Annotated in this window: 18 protein-coding genes and 1 other annotated feature; of the genes, 14 read left to right on the top strand and 4 right to left on the bottom strand. The window is 37.2% G+C overall.

What is annotated here, in order from left to right:
- Positions 1 to 2: 2 nt before the first annotated feature.
- From JOC83_RS00815 to ysxE, 7 genes are all read left to right on the top strand, one after another.
- Positions 3 to 836 (top strand): cytochrome C assembly family protein, encoded by an 834-nt coding sequence (locus JOC83_RS00815; protein ID WP_205182590.1) that lies wholly within the window; start codon positions 3 to 5, stop codon positions 834 to 836.
- A gap of 14 nt (positions 837 to 850) precedes the next feature.
- Positions 851 to 1783 carry a hydroxymethylbilane synthase gene (hemC, locus tag JOC83_RS00820; protein WP_205182592.1) on the top strand — a complete coding sequence of 311 codons (933 nt, stop codon included), beginning with the start codon at positions 851 to 853 and terminating at the stop codon, positions 1781 to 1783.
- Positions 1783 to 2580: a uroporphyrinogen-III synthase gene (locus tag JOC83_RS00825; RefSeq protein WP_205182594.1), complete on the top strand. Its 798-nt coding sequence runs from the start codon at positions 1783 to 1785 to the stop codon at positions 2578 to 2580. Before hemC ends, JOC83_RS00825 begins: the two co-directional genes overlap by 1 nt.
- A gap of 15 nt (positions 2581 to 2595) precedes the next feature.
- Entirely contained in the window at positions 2596 to 3576 is a 981-nt protein-coding gene (gene hemB, locus JOC83_RS00830; RefSeq protein WP_205182596.1) for a porphobilinogen synthase, read from the top strand.
- Positions 3577 to 3595: 19 nt separating this feature from the next.
- Positions 3596 to 4885, top strand: a complete 1290-nt coding sequence (gene hemL / locus JOC83_RS00835; protein WP_205182598.1) for a glutamate-1-semialdehyde 2,1-aminomutase — start codon at positions 3596 to 3598, stop codon at positions 4883 to 4885.
- A gap of 209 nt (positions 4886 to 5094) precedes the next feature.
- A complete protein-coding gene (spoVID, locus tag JOC83_RS00840; protein WP_205182600.1) occupies positions 5095 to 6282 on the top strand; it encodes a stage VI sporulation protein D in 1188 nt (395 codons plus the stop codon).
- Positions 6283 to 6415: 133 nt separating this feature from the next.
- Complete coding sequence (gene ysxE / locus JOC83_RS00845) at positions 6416 to 7459, top strand: spore coat protein YsxE (protein WP_205182602.1); 1044 nt, start codon at positions 6416 to 6418, stop codon at positions 7457 to 7459.
- A 32-nt stretch (positions 7460 to 7491) separates the two neighbouring features.
- Here the strand turns inward: ysxE and JOC83_RS00850 are convergent, their stop codons facing one another.
- On the bottom strand, positions 7492 to 7689 hold the full coding sequence (locus JOC83_RS00850) for a hypothetical protein (protein WP_205182604.1): 198 nt from the start codon (positions 7687 to 7689) through the stop codon (positions 7492 to 7494).
- A 355-nt stretch (positions 7690 to 8044) separates the two neighbouring features.
- Positions 8045 to 8297, top strand: a binding site (T-box leader).
- Positions 8298 to 8347: 50 nt separating this feature from the next.
- Here JOC83_RS00850 and JOC83_RS00855 point away from each other — a divergent pair.
- The 3 genes from JOC83_RS00855 to JOC83_RS00865 all read left to right on the top strand — a co-directional run bounded on the left by JOC83_RS00855 (position 8348) and on the right by JOC83_RS00865 (position 15365).
- Complete coding sequence (locus JOC83_RS00855) at positions 8348 to 10990, top strand: valine--tRNA ligase (protein ID WP_205182606.1); 2643 nt, start codon at positions 8348 to 8350, stop codon at positions 10988 to 10990.
- Positions 10991 to 11090: 100 nt separating this feature from the next.
- A complete protein-coding gene (locus JOC83_RS00860) occupies positions 11091 to 12383 on the top strand; it encodes a bifunctional folylpolyglutamate synthase/dihydrofolate synthase (RefSeq protein WP_205182608.1) in 1293 nt (430 codons plus the stop codon).
- 168 nt (positions 12384 to 12551) lie between these two features.
- Positions 12552 to 15365: a VWA domain-containing protein gene (locus JOC83_RS00865; RefSeq protein WP_205182610.1), complete on the top strand. Its 2814-nt coding sequence runs from the start codon at positions 12552 to 12554 to the stop codon at positions 15363 to 15365.
- A 42-nt stretch (positions 15366 to 15407) separates the two neighbouring features.
- Here JOC83_RS00865 and JOC83_RS00870 read toward each other — a convergent pair whose 3' ends face one another.
- The 3 genes from JOC83_RS00870 to JOC83_RS00880 are packed head-to-tail and all read right to left on the bottom strand — an operon-like array spanning position 15408 to position 18551.
- Positions 15408 to 17453, bottom strand: a complete 2046-nt coding sequence (locus tag JOC83_RS00870; protein ID WP_205182612.1) for a hypothetical protein — start codon at positions 17451 to 17453, stop codon at positions 15408 to 15410.
- 11 nt (positions 17454 to 17464) lie between these two features.
- Positions 17465 to 18076, bottom strand: coding sequence for a prepilin-type N-terminal cleavage/methylation domain-containing protein (locus JOC83_RS00875; protein WP_205182614.1), 612 nt, complete (start codon positions 18074 to 18076; stop codon positions 17465 to 17467).
- Positions 18051 to 18551 (bottom strand): prepilin-type N-terminal cleavage/methylation domain-containing protein, encoded by a 501-nt coding sequence (locus JOC83_RS00880; RefSeq protein ID WP_205182616.1) that lies wholly within the window; start codon positions 18549 to 18551, stop codon positions 18051 to 18053. Before JOC83_RS00880 ends, JOC83_RS00875 begins: the two co-directional genes overlap by 26 nt.
- A gap of 117 nt (positions 18552 to 18668) precedes the next feature.
- Here JOC83_RS00880 and JOC83_RS00885 point away from each other — a divergent pair, with 117 nt between their 5' ends.
- The 4 genes from JOC83_RS00885 to JOC83_RS00900 are packed head-to-tail and all read left to right on the top strand — an operon-like array spanning position 18669 to position 24044.
- Entirely contained in the window at positions 18669 to 20168 is a 1500-nt protein-coding gene (locus JOC83_RS00885; RefSeq protein WP_205182618.1) for a hypothetical protein, read from the top strand.
- Positions 20169 to 20186: 18 nt separating this feature from the next.
- Positions 20187 to 20960: a PRC-barrel domain-containing protein gene (locus tag JOC83_RS00890; protein WP_205182620.1), complete on the top strand. Its 774-nt coding sequence runs from the start codon at positions 20187 to 20189 to the stop codon at positions 20958 to 20960.
- A gap of 16 nt (positions 20961 to 20976) precedes the next feature.
- Positions 20977 to 22362 (top strand): VanW family protein, encoded by a 1386-nt coding sequence (locus tag JOC83_RS20240; protein ID WP_205182622.1) that lies wholly within the window; start codon positions 20977 to 20979, stop codon positions 22360 to 22362.
- A gap of 23 nt (positions 22363 to 22385) precedes the next feature.
- Complete coding sequence (locus tag JOC83_RS00900; RefSeq protein WP_205182624.1) at positions 22386 to 24044, top strand: GspE/PulE family protein; 1659 nt, start codon at positions 22386 to 22388, stop codon at positions 24042 to 24044.
- The last annotated feature ends 7 nt before the right edge of the window (positions 24045 to 24051 follow it).

Below are 24051 nucleotides of genomic sequence, written 5' to 3' on the forward strand. Positions count from 1 at the left end.
TTATGGTTGATATTCAGTTGACCAGAATTTATGAACTCATCGTTATTCTATACGCAGCTAGCGTATTACTATATTTCATTGATTTTGTCCAACATAACCGGAAAGCTAACAAAATAGCCTTCTGGTTACTTTCTATTGTGTGGACTTTACAAACGATTTTTTTAATTTTACGCATGTTTGAAACCGGAAGATTTCCGATTCTAACGATTTTTGAAGGTCTTTATTTTTATGCGTGGGTATTAATTACACTCTCTCTTGTCATTAACCGATTATTCCGTGTAGACTTTATGGTCTTTTTTACGAATGTACTTGGGTTTCTTATTATGGCGATTCATACATTTGCACCGATGCAATATCCAACGTCAGTTGAAGCGGAGCAAGTTGTATCAGAGCTGTTAATTATTCACATTACAATGGCAATCCTATCTTATGGTGCTTTTTCTGTGTCATTCGTGTTTTCAGCTCTATACCTTGTTCAATACAATTTATTGAAAAAGAAGAAGTGGGGAAAACATCTATTACGAATTGAAGATTTAACAAAGCTCGATTACATGGCTTATGTTCTGATTGTAATGGGTATTCCTCTTTTATTGTTATCACTTATTCTAGGGTTAATCTGGGCTTATATTAAAGTGGTGAATTTCCACTGGTACGACACGAAGGTATTAGGCTCATTTTTTGTATTGATTGCCTATAGTGCGTACTTGTATGTTCGCTTACGTAAAGGAATACAAGGAAAAGCCATTGCAACTTGGAATATTGGTTTATTTTTAATATTATTGATTAACTTTTTCTTATTTGGAAGTTTATCAAACTTTCACTTTTGGGATTCGTAGTAGGAGGACACATCATGCGGAAAATTATTGTCGGCTCTCGTCGAAGTAAGTTAGCTTTAACACAAACAAACTGGGTCATCGATCAATTAAAGAAACAAGGACTTCCTTACGAGTTTGAAGTGAAGGAAATTGTAACAAAAGGCGATCAAATTTTAGATGTTACGCTCTCTAAAGTAGGTGGAAAAGGGCTGTTTGTAAAAGAAATTGAACAGGCGATGTTAAACAAAGAGATTGATATGGCTGTTCATAGCATGAAAGATATGCCGGCCGTTCTTCCAGAAGGTCTAACAATCGGTTGTATTCCAGATCGTGAAGACCACCGAGACGTCTTAATTTCAAAAACAGGACAAACGTTTGAAGAGCTTCCAAGCGGTGCTGTCATTGGTACAAGTAGCTTGCGAAGAAGTGCACAGCTTTTAGCGAAGCGTTCTGATATTGAAATCAAATGGATTCGTGGAAACATCGACACGCGTCTTGAAAAACTAAAGAACGAAGAGTATGATGCCATCATTTTAGCAGCAGCTGGACTTGCGCGTATGGGTTGGTCAAAAGATACGGTGACACAGTATTTGGATGCTGATCTTAGTGTACCAGCAGTTGGACAAGGGGCACTCGCGATTGAATGTCGAGAAGATGACGCAGATTTGTTGAGCCTTCTTCAAGGACTAAATGATGCGAAAACGAATGCAACTGTAACGGCTGAACGTGCATTTCTGCATAAAATGGAAGGCGGCTGTCAAGTACCAATTGCAGGTTATGGTCGCTTTGTGAATGAACAAGAAATAGAATTAACGGCATTAGTTGCATCTCCAGATGGACAAACCGTTTATAAAGAAAAGCTGACTGGTAACAATCCGACTGACCTTGGATATAAAGCGGCTACAAGATTAACAGAACAAGGTGGAAAACAACTAATTGACCGTGTAAAAGAGGAGCTTGACAAGTGATGAGTCATCGTGCTCCTCTTTTTTTAAAAAACATTTTAATCACAAGGGCTTCTCGTCAAGCTCATTCATTTTCAAAGAGAATCGAAGACTTAGGTGGGACACCGGTTCATATTCCGTTGTTAACATTTACGCGTGCCAAAACGAATCGACGCCAAGTAAAAGAGGTTCTGCAAACATTACATACCTATGATTGGATTGTTTTTACGAGTCAAAACGGCATTTCGTTTTTTATGGAGTGGCTAAAGGATTATCAGATAAAACAAGATGAATTGAACAAACTAAAAGTGGCGGTTGTAGGAGAAAAAACAGCCAAAGAATTAGAAAAGCATGGAGTCAAGGTAACGGTCATGCCTGAAAAGTTTGTGGCAGAAGCGTTACTAGATTCATTGCTTAGGGAAGTACATAAAAATGAAAAGGTTTTACTTGTAAGAGGTAATTTGGCGCGTCCTGTTATAAGAGAAGGATTAATAAAAGAAGGCTATCACGTCACAGATTTGATTGTGTATGAGACGGTTCGAAGTGAAAGTAAGCAAGAAGAACTCGTTCAATTGTTAAAAGAAAGAAAAATTCATGCTGTTACATTTACTAGCTCATCGACGGTCGATTCGTTTGTAGAAGCAATGAAAAACATACCAAATTGGTTAGAGCTATTAAATGACTGTCTCATTGTCTGTATTGGACCGATTACATCGACTACCGCTTCCGAATATGGGCTGAAGCATCATACTCCAAATGAATACACAGTAGATGGTATGATAGAGTTGTTAGTATCATGTTTTAGCCGTTCGGAGAATTAAAGGAGGAAAAAAGAAATGAAACAATTAGAGTTTGCACGTCATCGTCGCCTGCGTAATTCAGAGAATATGCGTGCATTGGTCAGAGAAACACATTTACATGCAGATGATTTTATTTATCCTATTTTTGTTGTAGAAGGAGAAAATAAACGTAACCCTGTTCAATCAATGCCTGGTGTGTATCAAGTATCTCTAGACTTATTAAACGAAGATATTCAAGAAGCGGTTGATTTAGGGATTAAATCTGTTATCGTGTTTGGCGTACCTGCTGAAAAGGACGAAGTAGGTTCTCAAGCGTATCATGATCATGGAATTGTACAAGAAGCGATTCGCCAACTGAGTGAAGCATTCCCAGAGCTCGTCTTGATTGCTGATACATGCTTATGTCAATATACAGACCATGGTCATTGTGGAGTGATTGAAGAAGGTAAAATTTTAAATGATCCAACCCTCGATTTACTTGCTCGAACAGCTGTCAGTCAAGCAAAAGCAGGAGCGGATATCATCGCGCCGTCTAACATGATGGATGGGTTTGTTGCCGCTATCCGTGCAGGTCTAGATGAAGCAGGGTTTGAACATATTCCAATCATGTCCTATGCGGTAAAATATTCGTCTGCTTTTTACGGACCGTTCCGTGATGCAGCGCACTCTTCACCGAAATTCGGAGATCGCAAAACGTATCAAATGGATCCTGCTAATCGTTTAGAAGCATTACGTGAAGCAGAGTCTGACGTCATGGAAGGAGCAGATTTTCTCATTGTCAAACCAGCTCTTTCTTATTTAGATATTATCCGTGATGTGAAGAATAATTTTAATGTACCGGTAGTGGCTTACAATGTAAGTGGAGAATATTCAATGATTAAAGCAGCTGCACAAAACGGATGGATTAATGAGAAAGAAATTGTTCTTGAAAAGTTAACAAGCATGAAGCGTGCAGGTGTAGACTTGATTATTACCTACCATGCAAAAGATGCAGCACGCTGGTTAGCAGACAAGTAATAAAGGAGTGTTCATAGATATGCGAAGCTACGAAAAGTCAAAAGCAGCATTTTTAGAAGCGAAACAACTAATGCCTGGTGGAGTAAACAGTCCAGTCCGCGCATTTAAGTCTGTTCATATGGATCCAATCTTTATGTCGCATGGAAAAGGCTCGAAAATCTACGACATCGATGGAAATGAATACATTGATTATGTTTTATCATGGGGTCCACTTATTCATGGACATGCAAACGATCGTGTCGTTGAGGCCATTAAAAAAGTAACGGAATTAGGGACAAGCTTTGGAGCGCCAACATTAATTGAAAATGAATTAGCGAAACTCGTTATTGAACGAGTACCATCAATCGAAGTGGTTCGTATGGTAAGTTCAGGTACGGAAGCAACAATGAGTGCCTTGCGTCTTGCACGTGGCTATACGGGGCGAAACAAAATTTTAAAATTTGAAGGGTGCTATCATGGACATGGTGATTCATTACTAATTAAAGCAGGCTCTGGAGTGGCTACGCTAGGATTGCCAGATAGCCCTGGTGTGCCTGAAGGAATTGCTCAAAATACCATTACTGTGCCTTATAATGATTTAGAAAGTGTTCGTTACGCATTTGAGCAATTTGGCGAGGACATTGCAGGAGTCATTGTTGAGCCAGTTGCAGGAAATATGGGAGTGGTTCCACCACAGGATGGCTTCTTAGAAGGACTTCGTGAAATGACAACTCAGTATGGCACGGTTCTTATTTTTGATGAAGTCATGACTGGTTTCCGCGTTGATTATAATTGTGCACAAGGTTATTTTAATGTGACGCCAGATTTAACGTGTCTTGGAAAGGTTATCGGCGGTGGTCTACCAGTTGGTGCTTATGGTGGTAAAGCTGAGATTATGGCACAAATAGCTCCAAGTGGACCTATTTATCAAGCGGGTACTCTTTCAGGAAACCCACTTGCCATGACGGCTGGTTATGAAACATTATCTCAATTAACGCCACAATCTTATGAAGAGTTTGCTCGAAAAGCAGATCGTTTGCAAGAAGGTCTATATGCAGCTGCAATGAAATATGATATTCCACATACAATTAATCGAGCTGGCTCAATGATTGGATTCTTCTTCACGGATGAACAAGTTATTAATTATGAAAAAGCAAAAACATCTAACCTAGACTATTTCTCTGCGTTCTATCGTGAAATGGCTAATCAAGGAGTGTTTTTACCACCATCTCAATTTGAAGGTCTATTTCTATCGACAGCGCATAGTGACAAAGATATTGAACAAACAATTGAAGCAGCAGAAAAAGCATTTGCTTCATTGCGCAAATAAAGAAAAAAGCTCGTACCAATTAGGTGCGAGCTTTTTTATGTAAATGTTAAATAAGCAGAATGAGATGTTGAGTGCTAGCATAGACATTTAGAGATATGTAAACAGCTTAAGGTGAGTTTGTATGTGACAGTCATATTCTAATGAATTGATTCATACATCTTTAATGACGTTCGTCATATTAGTAAGTGTGTTGAAAGGGGGAGAATCTATTGTCGCAGGATAATTTATCGTGTCTGCGTTTTTCAGTAGAAGAATCAGTATGGTTTCAAAAAGGACAGGAAGTCTCACAGCTTTTATCAATCTCCTTAGAGCCAGCAGTTTCAATTGAAGAATATGACCAATACGTCTCCATCCGTGGAGCGTTAACATTAACGGGTGAATATGAAACATCTGAAAATGAAGATGAAGAACAATCTTTACGCGAATATATAAGTGGCAAACAAGTGCAATATGTACAAGAGCGAGAAGATGGATTAGCTAATTTGTCACATCAGTTTCCGGTTGATATTACAATCCCTAAAAATCGGATTGAGAGCATTGAAAATGTATTCGTTTCAATTGAATCATTTGATTATGAAATTCCTTCGCCTAATTGTTTACAGCTAATGGCTGACTTGTCAATTACAGGCTTATATGGTGAGCAACAAAGCACAGTAAGAGATGAAGAAGAAGAGAGTGAAAAAGCAGCATTTGACGAATCAGTCTACGAAGAAATTGAAGAAATTGAAGAGACTGAAGAGATTGAAGCAATAGATGAAGTAGAAATTCGAGTTCAAGTTGAAGAGCCAGAAGAAGAGCAAACCTATGAATTAGAACCTTTGTATCGTAATGCACCAACGTTAGAAGTAGAAGATGAAGTGGAGCAAGAAGAAGAGAACCAAGAGTATTTTTCATCTTTCTTTGGAGGTCAATCTCGTAAGGAACCGACTATTCAAAAGGAAGAAGACTTATATGAATCTTTTGAAGTAGAAGTAAAGAAAGAGAAGGCAGAAGAAGATGGAAATAAAGTAGTAGCGTTTGAAGCGAGAAACCAATCAGTTGCTCCTTCTTGGACTGAAACAGAGTTAGATGAAGAGTACGCAGAAGAAGCGAATGAAACGTATAGTGAAGAGCCGAGTGCCCGTGAAAATGAAATGATCATTGAAATCCGTAAAGATGAAACGGACAATCAAAGTGGCCGCAATGAAAATGCATTGTATTTAACAAAATTATTTGCAAAAGAAGAAGAAGGATTGTCAAGATGGAAAATGTGTATTGTTCAAGCAGGAGACTCCATCGATCAAATCGCTAATCGTTATAACATTAGTGCTCAATCTATTATGCGTGTGAATCACCTAGAAAGTGAACAAGATATTACGGAAGGACAAATTTTGAACATTCCAATTGGATCAAAATAAGCAGAATTTCCAGGAAGTGAATCATTTTTTCCTTCATGGAGACAGGGTAATGGACGATGAAAACAGTTTGAGAACATGTCTTTTCTCAGCTGTTTTCTTTATTTCTTATTATGAAAAGAAAGCGAGGCCCTTTATGAATAATGATCAGCTAACTTATGGGCCACTATTGCAACAATACCGCTTGGAGTTAGATTTTATTGAAGATTATGGGAAGGTAAAAAAGGTCTATACAAGTCAAGGTGTATTTGCTCTGAAGCGTGTGGATGATCAAAGTTTAAGTAGCAATCATTTTATCCAAAAAGTACAACACCTTCATCAAAAAGGATTCATGAAGTTTGTCCCAATTTATCAAACAACAGAAGGTGCCTTCATGGTTCCTTATCGCAATGCTTCTTATTACCTGATGCCTTGGTTACCGGATCATCCAACTGAAGAGCGAGACATTCGCTATCATAAGCTTTTTCAAGAGCTAGCTCAACTACATGCTTTATCTGCTTATGAAGTCGATGTAGTGGAAGAAGACATTGAGAAGCATTATGAAGCATTGAAAAAAACATGGGAAGATCGACAAGCGGAGTTAGAACAATATGTGGTTGAAAGTGAAAAGAAAATATACATGTCTCCATTTGAATTGTACTTTTGTACATTTTATTATGAAACGACAAGAGCATTAGAGTATGCACAAGAAAAGCTAAAGCAATGGTATGACTATACAAAGGAAAAGGAGAAAATTCGTCTGACGACTGTGCATGGAAAGTTATCTTCCAAGCACTTTGTGTATGATGAGAAAGGAAATGGTTATTTTATTAATTTTGAACATGCAAGAGACGCGTCACCCATCTATGATTTAGTCTCATTTTATTTTCGTTCTCTTAAGACATATCCGATGACGACATTAGATAGCTATGAGTGGTATGCAACGTATGAGCAGCATTTTTCATTAAGAGAAGAAGAACGACTGTTATTGCATATGTATCTAGCGTTTCCTGAGCCTGTGTATCAAGCGGTTGTTCAGTATAAACATAATCGACAAGCTAAAAGTGAATTAGAGCATACAAAATCATTATTAACGTCATTTTGGCTCTCGAAAAATCTTGAACAATTAAACTTAAAAATTGATGCTGTTGATCAGCAACGAAAACAAGCTGCAGAAGCTGCAGCTCAATCTCAAACATGATAACCTATCATGTTTTTCTTTTCGTTAGGAAATTAAAACCATTCCATATAAATGGAAACGGCAAATAGTGCTAATATAGCGAGTAAAAATACATCAAACGTTGTTGGAAAAAAGAGTGTTCGAATACCTTGAAAAATGGTAAGAGGAATAATAAATTGAGCACAAACCGCTCCTGCATTTTTTAGCCAACGCTGTACTTGATAGGAATTAACATTAAATCTTCGTTTCATGTTCGTTCCCCTTCCTTATTATCCTTCATGTCAGAACGATGCTACTTAACAAAGCCTTCCTAAGAAATCAATCATCTATATGGATTCGTGTTGTTTCTTTTATTCTATGAGTGAATTAGGCAAATCGTTCACTTATTCAACAATTTAGAATGAAAGACATGCGTTCAGAAAAGAAATGGCGACGACTATTGTAGGAGAATGTTTAGTTTACATGTACAAAGTATGAGAGGATGAAAAGGTAGGTAACAATCTTTTTTACATGGATTTGAATAGAGAAATAAAAAAATGGATAAGATTATTGACGATTCGCTTATTTTTTATATACTATAATGAGAAGACAAATGAGTACATATTGATAAATACATGGATTGGGAAGAGTACAGGTTTTCTACACCTTTCAGAGAGAGAAATCAATTGCTGGGAGATTTCTTAGGAATGTAGGCTTGGAATGTCGCCCATGAGTAGCTTTTTTGAACGTGTGATGTTCACATTAGTAGAGAAGGTCGGCATGAAAGCCGTTATGGAACTGAGAGCATAGGTTTTTTTGTGATAGGAAAAAATCTATGAAAAAAGGTGGTACCGCGAAACTCACTCCTTTCGTCCTTTTGATGAAAGGAGTTTTTTGTGTTTATAAATTTACAATATTTGGAGGTAAATCATGTCTGAAAAAGAACTAGCGCTATCAACAAAGTATGATCCACAGGCAGTTGAAGCGAATCGTTATCAATATTGGTTAGATGGTAAATTTTTCGAAGCAACAGGAAATCCAGAGAAAGAACCATATACAATTGTTATTCCACCACCAAATGTAACAGGAAAGTTACACTTAGGGCATGCATGGGATACAACGCTTCAAGACATTTTAACACGTATGAAACGTATGCAAGGTTATGATGTACTATGGCTTCCAGGTATGGACCACGCTGGAATTGCGACACAAGCGAAAGTAGAAGAGAAGCTTCGCAGTGAAGGGAAAAGTCGTTATGACTTAGGGCGTGAAAAGTTTGTTGAAGAAACGTGGAAATGGAAAGAAGAGTATGCAGGCTTTATCCGTCAACAATGGTCAAAGCTTGGCTTAGGCCTAGATTACTCTCGTGAGCGCTTTACGTTAGATGAAGGCTTATCAAAAGCTGTGCGTGAAGTGTTCGTGTCTCTATACAAAAAAGGGTTAATTTATCGTGGAGAATACATCATTAACTGGGATCCAGCAACGAAAACAGCCCTTTCTGATATCGAGGTTATTTACAAAGACGTTCAAGGTGCGTTCTATCATATGCGTTATCCATTAGCTGATGGTTCTGGTCATATTGAAATTGCGACAACTCGTCCAGAAACAATGCTTGGAGATACTGCAGTTGCGGTTCATCCAGAAGATGAGCGCTATAAGCACTTAATCGGTAAAAACGTTGTTCTTCCAATCGTTGGTCGTGAAATCCCAATCGTTGGTGATGACTACGTTGATATGGAATTTGGTTCAGGTGCAGTAAAAATTACACCGGCTCATGATCCGAATGACTTTGAAATCGGTAACCGTCATGATTTAGAGCGCATTTTAGTAATGAATCCAGACGGAACGATGAATGATAAAGCAGTGAAATACGAAGGAATGGACCGTTTCGAGTGCCGTAAGCAAATTGTAAAAGACCTTCAAGAGCAAGATGTACTATTCAAAATTGAAGATCACATGCATTCTGTTGGTCATAGTGAGCGTAGCGGTGCAGTTGTTGAACCGTATCTTTCAACACAATGGTTTGTGAAAATGCAACCACTTGCGGATAAAGCGATTGAGCTTCAGCAACAAGAAGAAAAAGTAAACTTCGTTCCAGATCGTTTTGAAAAAACGTACTTGCACTGGATGGAAAATATTCGTGACTGGTGTATTTCTCGTCAGTTATGGTGGGGTCACCGTATTCCTGCTTGGTATCATAAAGAAACAGGCGAAGTATATGTGGATCAAGAACCACCAGCAGATATTGAAAACTGGGAGCAAGATACAGACGTGTTAGATACATGGTTCAGTTCAGCATTATGGCCGTTTTCAACAATGGGTTGGCCAGATGTCGAATCAGTAGACTTTAAGCGTTACTATCCAACTGATGTACTTGTAACAGGCTATGACATCATTTTCTTCTGGGTATCACGCATGATTTTCCAAGGTCTAGAGTTTACGGGTAAGCGTCCATTTGATGATGTATTAATTCATGGTCTTGTACGTGATGCACAAGGGCGTAAAATGAGTAAGTCTCTTGGTAACGGTGTAGACCCAATGGAAGTGATTGAGAAGTATGGTGCAGATTCACTTCGTTACTTCTTATCAACAGGTTCTTCTCCAGGTCAAGATTTACGTTTTAGCTTTGAAAAAGTAGAAGCGACATGGAACTTTGCGAATAAGATTTGGAATGCATCTCGTTTTGCATTAATGAACATGAACGGTATTACGTTTGAAGAACTTGATTTATCAGGTGAAAAATCAGTTGCAGATAAGTGGATTTTAACGCGCTTAAATGAAACAATTGACAACGTAACAAAGCTTGCTGATAAATATGAGTTTGGCGAAGTAGGTCGTGTTCTTTACAACTTTATCTGGGATGATTTCTGTGACTGGTATATTGAGATGGCGAAAATTCCTCTTTACGGTGAAGATGAAGCAGCAAAGAAAACAACTCGCTCAATCTTAGCGTATGTATTAGATAACACAATGCGACTTTTACATCCGTTTATGCCGTTTATTACCGAGGAAATTTGGCAGAACTTGCCGCATGAAGGAGAATCCATTACAGTAGCAAAATGGCCAGAAGTACGTGAGGACCTTTCTGATAAGGAAGCAGCGAACGAAATGCGCCTATTAGTGGACATCATCCGCGCTGTTCGTAATATTCGTGCGGAAGTAAATACGCCAATGAGTAAGCAAATTAAGCTTCAAATTAAAGCAAAAGACGAAAGCATTCAAGCTCAACTTGAGAAGAATCGTGCATATCTTGAGCGCTTCTGTAACCCAAGCGAGCTAGTGATTGCAACAGAAATTGAAGTGGATGATAAAGCAATGACCGCTGTTGTAACAGGTGCAGAGCTTATTTTACCACTTGAAGGCTTAATTAATATTGAAGAAGAAATTGCTCGCCTTGAAAAAGAGTTTGATAAACTAAATAAAGAAGTAGAGCGTGTTCAAAAGAAATTAAGCAATCAAGGATTTATTGCGAAGGCTCCTGAAAAAGTGATTGAAGAAGAGCGTGCAAAAGAAGCAGATTACGTTGAAAAGCGTGAAGCAGTAAAAGCGCGTATTGCAGAGTTACGCGTATAAGGTAGATGCAAACGAGTATTGCCCACTGGGTGATGCTCGTTTTTCTTTTTTTCGTTATAATAGAAAGAAATAGATAGACAATGAAGGGTGAAGGAAAAACATGATAACAACGTATGAACAAGCATTAAACTGGATTCATCATCGCTTTAAATTTGGGATGAAGCTAGGATTAGAGCGAATGGAATGGATGCTTACTCAGTTAGGCAATCCTCATCACAATATTCGAACTGTACACGTAGCGGGTACGAATGGAAAAGGTTCAACTGTTTCGTACTTACGTAACATTTTACAACAAGCAGGTTACCGTGTAGGAACGTTCACTTCCCCATATATTGAAACATTTAACGAACGAATTAGCGTAAATGGCGTCCCTATCTCTAACGATGAGATGATTGAATTAGTCAATGAAGTAAAATCAGTGGTTGATGCCGTGGAAGAAACAGAATACGGGGCGCCAACCGAATTTGAAGTCATTACATTAATGTCGTTTTTATACTTTGGTAAAAAAAATGAAATGGATTATGTCATTTATGAAGTTGGATTAGGAGGACGCTTTGATTCAACGAATGTGATTCAGCCAATTCTCACGATTATTACCAATATTGGATTCGATCACATGAACATTTTAGGCAATACCGTTGAACAAATTACAAGTGAAAAAGCAGGGATTGTGAAGCAAGGTATCCCACTTATTACGGCAGTCGAGCAAGAGGGAGCGAAAGCGGTAATTCAGCACGTTGTAGAGGAGCACCGTGCACCTCTTTATCAATTAGGTCGAGACCTGCACATTGAGCGTTATGAAACGTTAACGGACGGAGAAAGATTTACGCTACAAACACCATTTCAATCTTTAAGTACACTTGAACTATCCATGTTTGGTTATCACCAGGTAAAGAATGCTTCACTTGCAACAACAGCTGCTCTATATCTGAAGAGTCTAGGCGCTCATATTGAAGATGAGAATATTTATAAAGGCTTGCGTCAAACAAAGTGGAACGGTCGATTTGAACAAGTTCGCACGAACCCGTTAACCATTATTGACGGTGCTCATAATCCAGAAGGTATTGAGAGCTTATTATCAACCCTTCGCCTCCATTATGAAGACCGAAACATCCATATTATTTTTAGTTGTTTAAAAGATAAAGAGAGTAAAGAAATGATCGCTTCACTTGAATCAATAGCAGCATCTATCACATTCACATCGTTTGAATTTGAACGTGCGGCGACTGGTCAAGCTCTTTATGAGGTCAGTAATCATGAGCGTAAGCAGTATGTGGAAAATTGGCAAGAGGCTATTGAGATAGTAACGGAACAATTAAGGGATGAAAAAGATGTATTAATTATTACAGGATCATTGTACTTTATTTCACAAATTAGAGGTTCATTTCTTTAATTAACTTAAAAAGTAGCCTAGATATCTTCTAGGCTACTTTTTTGAATTAAGAAAAAAGAACTAGTTATCTTAGAATAAAAAATAAAATTAAGGACGAAAGACTGTCATTATAGAGCTTTTTTCATTATAATAATGGTAAAGAATGCTAAGGAAGAGGTAGGCGAATACATGAGGAAAAAGATTCATAGTCTAATTGTCCTTTTGTCACTGTTTTTACTATTGTTTTCTGGATTGTCTACAAGCACTCAAGCTTCAACAGCCAATACGCCGTCACTTAACGTCAGTGTGGCTCCTTCACAAACAGAATTTTTAAAACCACTTGGAAATGATGCAGAAGGCTCTTTAAATATTACCCTCAATCCACAAGGTTCACTAGATGATATCGCGAATCAATTAAGAAAACCAATTGATGTGGTATTTGTTATTGATAAATCGGGGTCGATGAGTTCAGGAAATAAAATTGCAGATGCGAAAAAAGCGATGGAAGAAGCGGTAAAGGTATTCAGTGCGAATAAATTACCAAATGATCGGTTTGGTTTGGTGACGTTTGATTCAGGTGTAAAAGATGAAATTCAATTAACAACCGACTTAAAAGTGGTACAGAATAAAGTAAATCGATTAGAAGCTGAAGGAGGAACAAATTATGTTCAATCGTTAGAAAGTTCCTCAAAGCTTCTTCAAGATTCTGGAAATAATAAGTATGTTGTTTTTTTAACAGACGGCTTTCCTACTGAAGCTTATGAAAATAAATACATTCAAGGCAATTTTAAAGGGTGTTTGCGAAGGTATTTAGGTGGTACGTGTGTAACAGAAGTTAAAACAGCTTATTTTAAAGGAAATAAGACAATTTTCTACAACACTTACGGAATTAAAGATCAAGAAGCTGTTTTTCTTGATGATGATTATTATATGTATCACTACCCTTTAGACGGTACTACTTCTAAAAAGGTCATTAGAGGCTTTGGTTTACAACAAGCGGAAAAACTAGCTAACCAAAAAGCAAAGCTTTATTCTATAGGATTTGGAGATGACTCTGAGTTAGACATGGGCTATTTAAAGCAGCTCTCAGATAAAACAGCTTCACCATCTTACCAAGCCAACTCGTCTAACTTGAGTGATATTTTCAGAGGAATTATGACAGAGATTGGCCAATTGGCAATGAAAGATGTGCAAGTGAAGGTGAAAATTAAAGGAAATGGTACGAACTTTCCAGGAAATGTTCAACTAGCACAAAATGCGGATGCCTTCATGGATGGAGATTATGCGGTTTTAAATTTAAAGGATGTTCCATATGTGTTAGGGCAAACAGCTCCATCGTCTTCTTATTCATTGCCTTTAACATTCAGTCAAACAGGCACATATAGATTTACTGATATTCAATTTTTCTATAAAGATTTGCAGGGAAATCTAAAGAGTAAAGCACATAGTACTGTATCGGTTCAGGTAAATGACAAAGTAGCGCCAACGTTTAAGAGTACAATCTCTTACACAGATTCAGAGAAGGTAAAGAGCTTAGTGAAAAAAGGAGATCAAAATGGATCTTCTAATCAGTTTGAAATAAAGTATAAGTTAACGCCAGATGCGGTGCTTGATACGAAGGATCAAGGAACACTACAAACGATTAAGCTCATTCAGCCTTTACCACCAGGTGTGACGGTTATTAATCCACCGACAAATGTAGTAGTAAGAGGAAATCAGCTCGAGGTTACGTTTAATCCGATTACGTATGGAGACAAAAAGTTCTCTCCAACTGCGTTAGATTTGACGTTGAATTTACAAGCGAATTATGCGATGAATCAGAAGCTGCAAAATCCAACTTTAACCTATAGAGATAGCAATAAAGGTGATCGAAGTCAAATTTTACAAGCGCCTGCTGAATTTATTGTGGCAAAAGTCGTATTAGAAGATAACGATACTCATTACGAAGGTGATTTGTACGGAAATATAAGCAAAGTGAACAAATCGAATAATACGTTAGTTGAGTCAATAAAGCTCAAGGATGGTAATGTCGATTTAACACAGCCAATTCAAAGCATGAAGTTTAAAGATGGTAGTAACAAGACCATTATTACCGTTACGTATAGTACTAACACAACAAAAGATGTGCTGTTAGTACCTGCGTTTGAAATGTTCTCCTCACAAAACGGAGCCATTGTTCCAAATGGGGGGACTTCAGAAGAGAAAGTGAAGTTCCGATTAACACAAGAAGTAACTGGAAAAGATGCGAAGTATGAATACCGTATTGATAATGGAACGTGGCAATCCTTTAATCCAAAAGATGAAGTGTTTGTTGATAAAATTGGGACATTTACCATCTCTGTTCGAGCAACAGGTGGATTTGCCAAAAAAGACATGGTTGTTTCGCAAACCGTGACCGTTAATAAGCCAGTTCAATCCATTAGCGTTATGCCAGCTCAAGTCACGATGTTTGTTGGAGAGAAAGAAACGTTAACGGCTACAATTAATCCAAGTGATGCAACAAATAAAGAGTTAACGTGGTACATTGAAGACGGCTCCATCATTAAAAAAGTTGGCAGTAGTAAGAATGAAGAAATTAAAATTGAAGGACTCTCATCAGGAGAGACTAATGTGGTTGTAAAGTCAGCTGATGGGAAAGTAAGCCAGACAGTAAAAGTGACAATTCTAGATGAATTCCGTTTTAAATATCCATCTATCACAATGAAACCAGGGGAAGAGCGCGAAGTGTTAAGTTTACTTATCTACAAAGGTAAAGGAACGATTGGCGGTGGTCTATTAAATCCAAATGTTCTAGAGAGTGTGGATACAAGTAACGGAACAAATGCAATCGAGCTTGAGCGTAGACAAGGAAAATGGTATATTGTCGCAAAAGAAGTTGGTTACGAAACAGTTGTAGCAACTGGATTAAATAGTAAGAAAAATGGTACCAAACCAACAGCGAGTATGGTTGTTATTGTAAAGAAAAATTCATCTTCTAACAATGATTCAGATGCAAAGTGGTAGAGAATAAGAAAAAGGAGTCAACATCAATTGTTGACTCCTTTTTTATGGCTGAATAGTTGGCTCAGGAATAACTTGTAGCTTATTTACAATTGGTAAAGAATCTAATTTACTTAATAAGACACTTTTATTATAAAGAATGTTAAAACGCGAGTATTTCCCTTGTTGGCTTGTAACAGATACACTTTTTGAAAGTTGATTTAACTCATTTTCATCGTTTACATTTCCACGAATGGCGTTAATTGTCAATGGTCCTTTTGCAAAGATTCCTCCGTCAATGGCGAATAGTGAACCAACACCATATAAGGTTGCGTTTCCTTCTGTATAAAAGAACCCAGTAAGAGGAGAGAAGGCATCAATTTTTCGTAAGTCAACTTGATCATCTGTTTGGCTAAGTATACGAAATTCATTAATTCGATTTAAATTAATATCATCTTTTGCCAACAAGATGAGCATTCCTTCTTCTTTACCTTTTTGAATACCTCCTATATTTACGTTTGTAATGTTCACTTTTCCTAGTGTATAAACAATGGAATCAAAAATGGCATTATCATTTTCAGTTCCCTTTGTATCGTTTTTTCCTTGAATCACAAAATCATTTTTGACAATCACGTTTTTCGTTAACGTTAGTGTACTATCAATCGGTTTAAGAACTAAGTCTTCCCCCGCTATCATAGCGTGACTAATTTCAAGGTCTTGTGTTGTTTCAATAAGTACGTTTTTTCCTCCAATAATATGGCCAGTTAGGTTTAAAGTGGCATTCTTCGGATTAAGAATAGTGATATCGCCTGTTGCCATTATTTTTGATACATCTAAATTAGAATTTGCAAAGTTTGTGATAAAGACATCTCCATCTACAAACAGACCTTTTTGGATGGTTAAATCACTAATATTGTCTAGCACTAAATCGCCTTTTACAGTAATACTTTCAAGAGTTGAAGCTGTAATGTTAGAGATATGGATGCCGGTTGCCGTTGTACCTACTGTATCAAATACTAAGTTTGTTCCCTCAGATAGTAAGTTTTTTAAAGACGGAATAGAAAGGTAATCAGATGTACTAATTGAATTGTTTAATAAATTGCCAACTAAGTCACCGATAGAAAGAATGTTAAACACTCTTTCTAGAATGTCTTCAGTGATTAGGATTCCATTGGCAGAAACACTTTGAATCGTCGCGTTTAAAAATTGATTCAATGTTTGTTTAGGAGGCGTTCCCCCATTGGCTTCCTTTAAAATAAGCTGCTCTTCTTGATTCATTGCTTGCTCAAAGTCAAAATCAATAAAGTCACTGTCATTTTTCAACGTTGGTACGTCACCGTTATAAAACATGGTGGCAGGATTTCCGTTAAACTTTAAAGGATCATCATTTAAGTTCTTAAATAGATTCACAGTTGGTGAATACAGATCTCCTGTAATACGAGGAAGTGGTGTTTTAATTTGTTGTTCATCTACTCTTGTTGTTGGCGTGTAGTTTGCATCAGCATCAATTTTTAAATCCTTTGCAAACACATCTCCGTAAACTGTAGGAGAACCATTTAAGATGAGTTTACTTGCAGAGCCTAGTGCATATTGTAAAAAGCTTGGTGTTGGTGACAAGATTACCCTCTTTGTAAATGTTCGTTCAATTTTAGGGACATTTTTGTTTTCAGGTGGTTTCGTTACAAGCGAAATCTCGTAAATGCGTGTGAAATGCTTGTTTAATGTAGAGCTGGGTAAAAAATCAGTTGTCACATCATTTACAGTGACTTCTTCTAGAAATGGTTTTGTTTCATATGCTTTTATAACGGTCTTATCAATCATGTTGCTTAATGTACTATAAAAAAAATTAGAAATTGTACCGTCAGCGTTTTTCTCTAATGGTATAAGATAAGTGGAATTAGGGCTCTGTAAATTGAACTTTAAATCAGAAATCATTTCTTCCATTGCTGTTTTTGCTTGTGCCGATACATTAATATCAACTTCTCGTATTGTGGTTCGCTTCGTTCCTTGGATGGTTGCTGCAACAATCGTTAATCCAACAACGGTTAAAACTGTTGCAACAAGTAATGTAAGAACAAGTCCGTATCCTTTTTCGTTTTTTAATAATTTCATCATTATCACCGTCAAAATCCGAAGATACTTTCTAATTGTAATGGTTTTGATAGACTAGGGTCGCTAATATGTAAGTTCAGCTCTAGAATACCATTTGAACAAGTTTTAGTAGTAGTATCGGAAGAATTACAACTTAGTTTAATCGTTGAAGATTTATAGTTCCCCTCACTAACAATGGATTGATCATTAATAAAGAAATGTTGATGACTTACCTTCGTTTCTTTAATTTGCAGCTTAATGGATTCTTGTTCAGATTCAGGTTTTTCTTCGGATTCTACATCATAAAAAACGTCGGAAGAGGACTCGGATTCACTTTCGTACTTTTTATAGGAAGCTCCCTTTGAATCCACTAGTTCTACACATGTATGAGGGGTGGTTTCTTCGCTACAATCTTTAACAAGATCAAATCCTTTTGAATTTAGTTCGTTCATCATCATTGTGACTACATAATCTGCTTCATCACGTAACATTTCTTCTGTACCTATTTTTTTTGATACACTAATGCCGTTTGCTAACACGTTATACATCACTCCCATGACAATAGTCATCACCACAATGGTAGCAAGTAGTTCAATTAAAGTGAGTCCGTGGTTGTTTTTAATATGTTTCACGAATGTCTTCACTAACAACGGCTCCTCTCACTTCTGTAGATAACACTTGATTATTGCGTTCCCATTCCACCATTACTTCAATCGGAATCATATAGCGATCTTTTGAGTTATCAGACTTTTCATGTGAGACTTGAACGGTAAACGGAATATTATTCACAGAAATTGACTTACAGCCCGATGGTAGAATCGGGGTTTCTACATATCTATATTCTTTTTCTGAGCTTGCATGATTCGTACAAACATATAAATATAATGTTTTATCGTTTGTGATAAATGTTTCATGCATCTCAATAAAGCTTTGTTTCTCCATGAAAGTAAGGGCATTGCGAGCAACATTAATACCTGCTGTTTTATTTTGGCTACTTCTTGTGTAAGAATAAGCATTCGAAAAGAAGTGCATAAGACCTGAAAAAACAATCATTAAAACAACAAGTGATGCTAATACTTCAATGAGCGTTAGGCCTTTTTGATTAAAAAACTTTTTCACGCTGCTTCTCCCTTCTTTTAAATTTGACAAGATTATTATACAATAAGCTAGAAAAGATAATGGGTATTTTGTCTGAATTTTGATATTTTCTATTTATTTAGTAGGAAGTGATGGTTGTTGACGACGTTTATTTTTATCGGTATTAGTTCTATAGTTTTGTTTTTAGTGCTGTATTTCCTCCCTCTACCTTATAATAAAACTGGTAAAATCGTAATTTTTAGTGCGGCTGTTCTTTTATCAATCATTGGTTTACTTGCTAATACAATCTTACCAATACATACGATGCTACTGATTATCTTGTTACTCTTGATTTGTTGTTCTTATGTATTGAGTAAGCGGTTAGAGGTAGTCGGTGTGAAAGAAGAGCAAATGGATTCTTATTATCATTCAAATGTATCTGAAGAGAAATCAGATGTAGAGGAAGAGTTTAGCATTGGACCAGCAGTACCGACTTTGACATTAGAAAAGCAGTCAATCAATAATGAAAGTCCACAGCTAGATGACGAGCTTATACAGCATGTAATGACAAAAGAAGAAATGGATGAACTATTTGATCATCGTTCTATGAATTCTGAAGCTGTTGAACATGATAGTAGTACACTTGAGAATGATCAAGAAGAGATTCCTAGCTTAGAAGAAGAGTTAGACTTTGTAACGCCTCATTATGAAGAGGGAGAGGCGCCACACCTTGAAGAAGTAGACGAAGACATCTTGACAATAGATACCATTGATTCACCATTAGTAATGGACATCGTGGTAGAAGAAGAAGTGTTTGTCCACCCTCAAGTAACAGAACAGGAAGAAGTAGACGAACACGTAGCGGAAATAGCCCCTGTCGATGATGCATTACCTATCATGGATGAGCTAGAAGAAAGTTTGCTACAAGTGAAAGATGCTGTTGAAGATATAGAGGAAGATGATTTCGAAGACATCCAACAGCTAGATGAACATGATGTACTTGACGGAACCGAAGAGATACAGGTAGAGACAGAAGAAGTGGATGAAAATGCTACGAAAGAAATGGCAGAACAAGTAGAGGAACATTTCGACGTAGATGAATTAGAAGCAATAGAAGCAGCAGAAAAGGATGCCTTATCAACCATGCTAGAACAGGTTGAAGAGAAGCAGGAGAACGTCAATCATGCTTCAGATGAGGTAGAAGTGTTACCAGAAATTTCAACGTCCAATCAAAAAGAACATATAGAACAACTTGTAAATGATAGTTATAATGGAAAAAGTGAACAGGAAATAATGAACTTCGATGAAATAACAATAGATGAAACACCTGAACTCACAGAACAAGAAGAGAGTGAACTTGTAACGCCAGCTCCTATCATGAATACGGCTGTTTGGCAAACAATTATTGAACAAGTAAACGTATATAAGCAATTACTGTCTAAGGATGAGTATGAACGCTTATTAAAGGACTACTTGTTAGCTCCCTTACCACGTGAAGAATATTATGTATTAGCGGTTATGCTTGTTCAACATTACATTGAAACAAGTCAACGAGCCGAAGCGCTGAACGAAATTCATGTATTACAAGAAACGTATTCGGATTATCCAGTGCTTATAGCGGAATTACAATACTTACAAGAAGTAGCGAATAATAATTAGAAGTGGGTGTCTGAAAGCATGAAAAAGAGTACTGAAATTATCAATTTACCAATCATTAGCATCACTGAAGGGGTTGAAATTGGTCAAGTTAAAAGCATTATTATTAACCCTGACAAGTTTTCGGTTGACTTCCTAACAACACAACAAGAAGATTGGCAAATTGGTGTAAAAGCTATTCCTTTTAAAAAGGTCATTGGTGTTGGGGAATATGCAGTAACAGTTGAAAATGATAGTGCCATCATGGATTTAAGTGAAATCCCGATTGCGAATGAACTATTTAATAAAAAGATTTCTCTTATTGGATCGCGTGTGATGACAAGAAAGGGAGAATTATTAGGCGAAATCTCGGAGTACCATGTGAATGATGACAATGGAGACCTTGTTGGATTAAGTTTAAAGATAAAAGGCGAAGAAGTGATTTTACCAATTACTGAAGTCATTACATTAGGGAAGCAAATGGTTATTGTGAGTGAGCATGCAAAAGAGAATTTTGTTGTGGTAACGGATGATTTAGAAAAGATTTCTGTAAAAGAAGTGCCATCACATAAGTCAGTAGTTGAACAGCCAGCTGTGTCACCAGCAATTGAAGAAAAAACAGAGCAAAAGGTAAATGACTTGAAAGAGAAGCAAGTGCAACTTTTAATAAACAAAAATGTAATCAAAGACATTTACAATCAAAACGGTGAACTATTAATTGCAAAAGGCACGACTCTAACAGAAGAACACATTACAAATGCCCAAGAAGCAGGCCCAACTGTTTTTGTTGAATTATCAATGAATGTAGCTGAATAGTTAGGAGGCTTAGAGTGTGAGAAATGAACATTTTCTCCGCACCTTTTTACTATTAACAGCTTGTACAGGGTATTTATTAGTTTTTTCATATGTTGGTGTATATGCTTATGAAAAGCTAGTAGGAGGTGAAGATACATTCAAGCCAGGTACGCAAATAGCCAGCTTGAATGTATCAGATGTCCCTAAAGCATCTGTTAAGGAAAAGGTAGCTGAATCAATTGATAAGTGGATGATGACGGAGAGTGTTACCATTCGCTTTAAAGAGAAAAGTGAAGCATTGCCAATGGACGTTTATTCATTTAGCGCTCAAGATACGGCTTTACAAGTTGAAAACGGGGCAACAAACCCTGTGGCCGTACAAGTTAATGAAAAATTACTGTCTTCCTTTTTAAATTCATTTTTAGGTGAACAATATGTTGAAAAAGTAGATCAAAAGACATTGCAGCAAGAGTTACATACCATTGCTTCTACATTAAAGACCGGACAAAAGGTGTATCAATTAGAAGAATACATAGCAGCTGATGACAGTGAAATTGGCACCATTTTTGAATCTAACGTTTCTGTGACAGAAGAGGAATTGACTGAAGTACAGCTATGGGTAGACGAAGTAAAGGAAATCGAAGTAAATCCACAGTCGAAAGTATCGATGGTTAAAATAGCTGAGCAAGCAAGTTTATCCAATTTATCTAAAGAAAGTTTAAGTTTAGTAGCGTCTGCTATCTATGAAGTCATTGCTCACTCAAACTTTGATATTTTGGAGAGGCATATAGGAAATGTCATTCCTAAGCACGTGACACCTGGGTTTGAAGCACGTGTTGAATACGATAAATTAGATTTACTCTTCTTTAATCCGAACTACACGAACTATCAAATAATGTTTGAATTAAGCAATGGTGAACTAATGACGCGCTTAGTTGGACAACCGTTTTTTTACGAATATGAAGCGTCTGTAAAAGAAAATCAAGAATATGAACCGAAAACGATTGTGCAGTATACCGCTATGTTGCCTCCAAATGTGACAAATTTTGAGGAACTAGGCAAAAACGGTTTATGGTTAAAAGTATATCGTGATATTTCAAGTCAAGGGTCCGCTATCCAATCAGTGTTATTGTCAGAAGACTTTTATCCACCTATTCATCGTATTGAACAACGAGGACTCATTGTTGAAAAAGAAGAGCAGTCTACTGCTAATACAGATAATAGTGATGAGGCAACGGACCAAGAAGCAGATCAAGAAACAAAAGATGATAATAAAAAGAATGTTCCGAATGTTGGGAAAATACCTTCTGAAGATAGACAAGAGGAAGATGAAACAGAGGAAAATGATCGTTCAACTAAGCAACCAAGTGATGAGCAGGAAACGGAACCGTCAAGTCAATTAGAAGATCTAGTTAAACCATAATCTTAAAAAAGAGGTTAAAATCTATGCAAGAGCGTAAAAGATTAGGAGATTTACTCATTGATGCCCAGTTGATTACAGACGAACAATTGCGAGAAACATTAGCCAATAAAAAAGAGGGACAGAAGCTAGGCGATGGTCTTCTTGAGCGAGGCTATATTACTGAGCAACAATTAATTGAAGTGCTCGAATTGCAATTAGGTATTCCGCATGTGAGTTTATATCGTTATCCGTTTGATCAAGCGTTATTTACGGTTATTTCCAAGGAGTTTGCAAAGCGTAATGTACTTATTCCGTTGAAAAAAGAAGGAAATCGTCTTTTTGTGGCGATGGCGGATCCAATGGATTTCTTCGCAATTGATGATTTACGCCTTTCAACTGGCTTTCAAATTGAAACGGCCATTGCGTCTCGAGATGACATTTTACGTACCATTTCTAAGTATTATGACTTAGATGACGATGTAGAGCAATTTGCATCATTTGAGAATGGTTTAACAGAAGAAGAGGAAGAGACAATCGGTGAAGAAGATTCACCGATTGTTCGTCTTGTCAATCAGTTAATCTCAAGTGCCGTTCAGCAAAAAGCCAGTGACATTCATATTGATCCACATGAAACAAAAGTCTCTGTGAGGTATCGGTTAGATGGCTTATTAAAAGTTGAGCGGACATTGCCAAAGCATCTACAAGGTATGTTAACAGCGCGTTTGAAAATTATGGCGAACCTTGATATTACCGAACATCGTGTTCCTCAAGATGGTCGAATTAAAATGAATGTAGATTTTCATCCAGTGGATCTTCGTGTATCTACGTTACCGACCATTTATGGAGAAAAAATTGTTATGCGTGTGCTTGATTTAGGTAGCGCGTTGAATGACGTAAAAAAACTTGGCTTTAATAACTTGAATTTACAGCGATTTTTAAAATTAATTGAGCAACCAAACGGAATTGTGCTTATTACAGGTCCAACTGGTTCGGGGAAATCTTCAACCTTATATGCGGCGCTAAATTATTTGAATGAAGAAGAAGCCAACATTATTACAATTGAAGACCCTGTAGAGTATCAAATGGAAGGCATTAATCAGATTCAAGTAAATCCAAATGTTGGGTTAACGTTTGCATCTGGATTGCGCTCCATTTTACGTCAAGACCCTAACGTCATTATGGTAGGGGAAATTCGTGATAAAGAAACAGCCGACATTGCCATTCGTGCGTCTTTAACGGGTCACCTTGTATTAAGCACATTGCATACAAATGATGCACTGAGTACGGTGACACGCTTAATTGATATGGGAGTTGAGCCATTTTTAGTTGCAACGTCGTTGGCGGGTGTTGTGTCTCAGCGTCTCGTACGTCGTATATGTCGTGATTGTCAAGAATCGAGAGTGGCCTCAAAAAGTGAACAAGAGATTTTTGCTCGAAGAGGAATTCAAATTGAGAGCGTTGTGCATGGAAAAGGCTGTGGAAATTGCAATATGACAGGATATAAAGGGCGTATTGCCGTACATGAATTGATGGTCATGACGGATGAGATGAAGCAAGTTATTTTAAACCAACAGCCATTTAGTACACTTCGTCAATTAGCGGTGAAAAATAAAATGCTGTTTTTATTAGATGATGGACTGATTAAAGTAAAGCAAGGATTAACAACAACAGAAGAAGTGTTACGTGTATCTACGCTTGAGTAAGGCGGTG

Source organism: Priestia iocasae (genome assembly GCF_016909075.1).
Lineage (GTDB): Bacteria > Bacillota > Bacilli > Bacillales > Bacillaceae_H > Priestia > Priestia iocasae.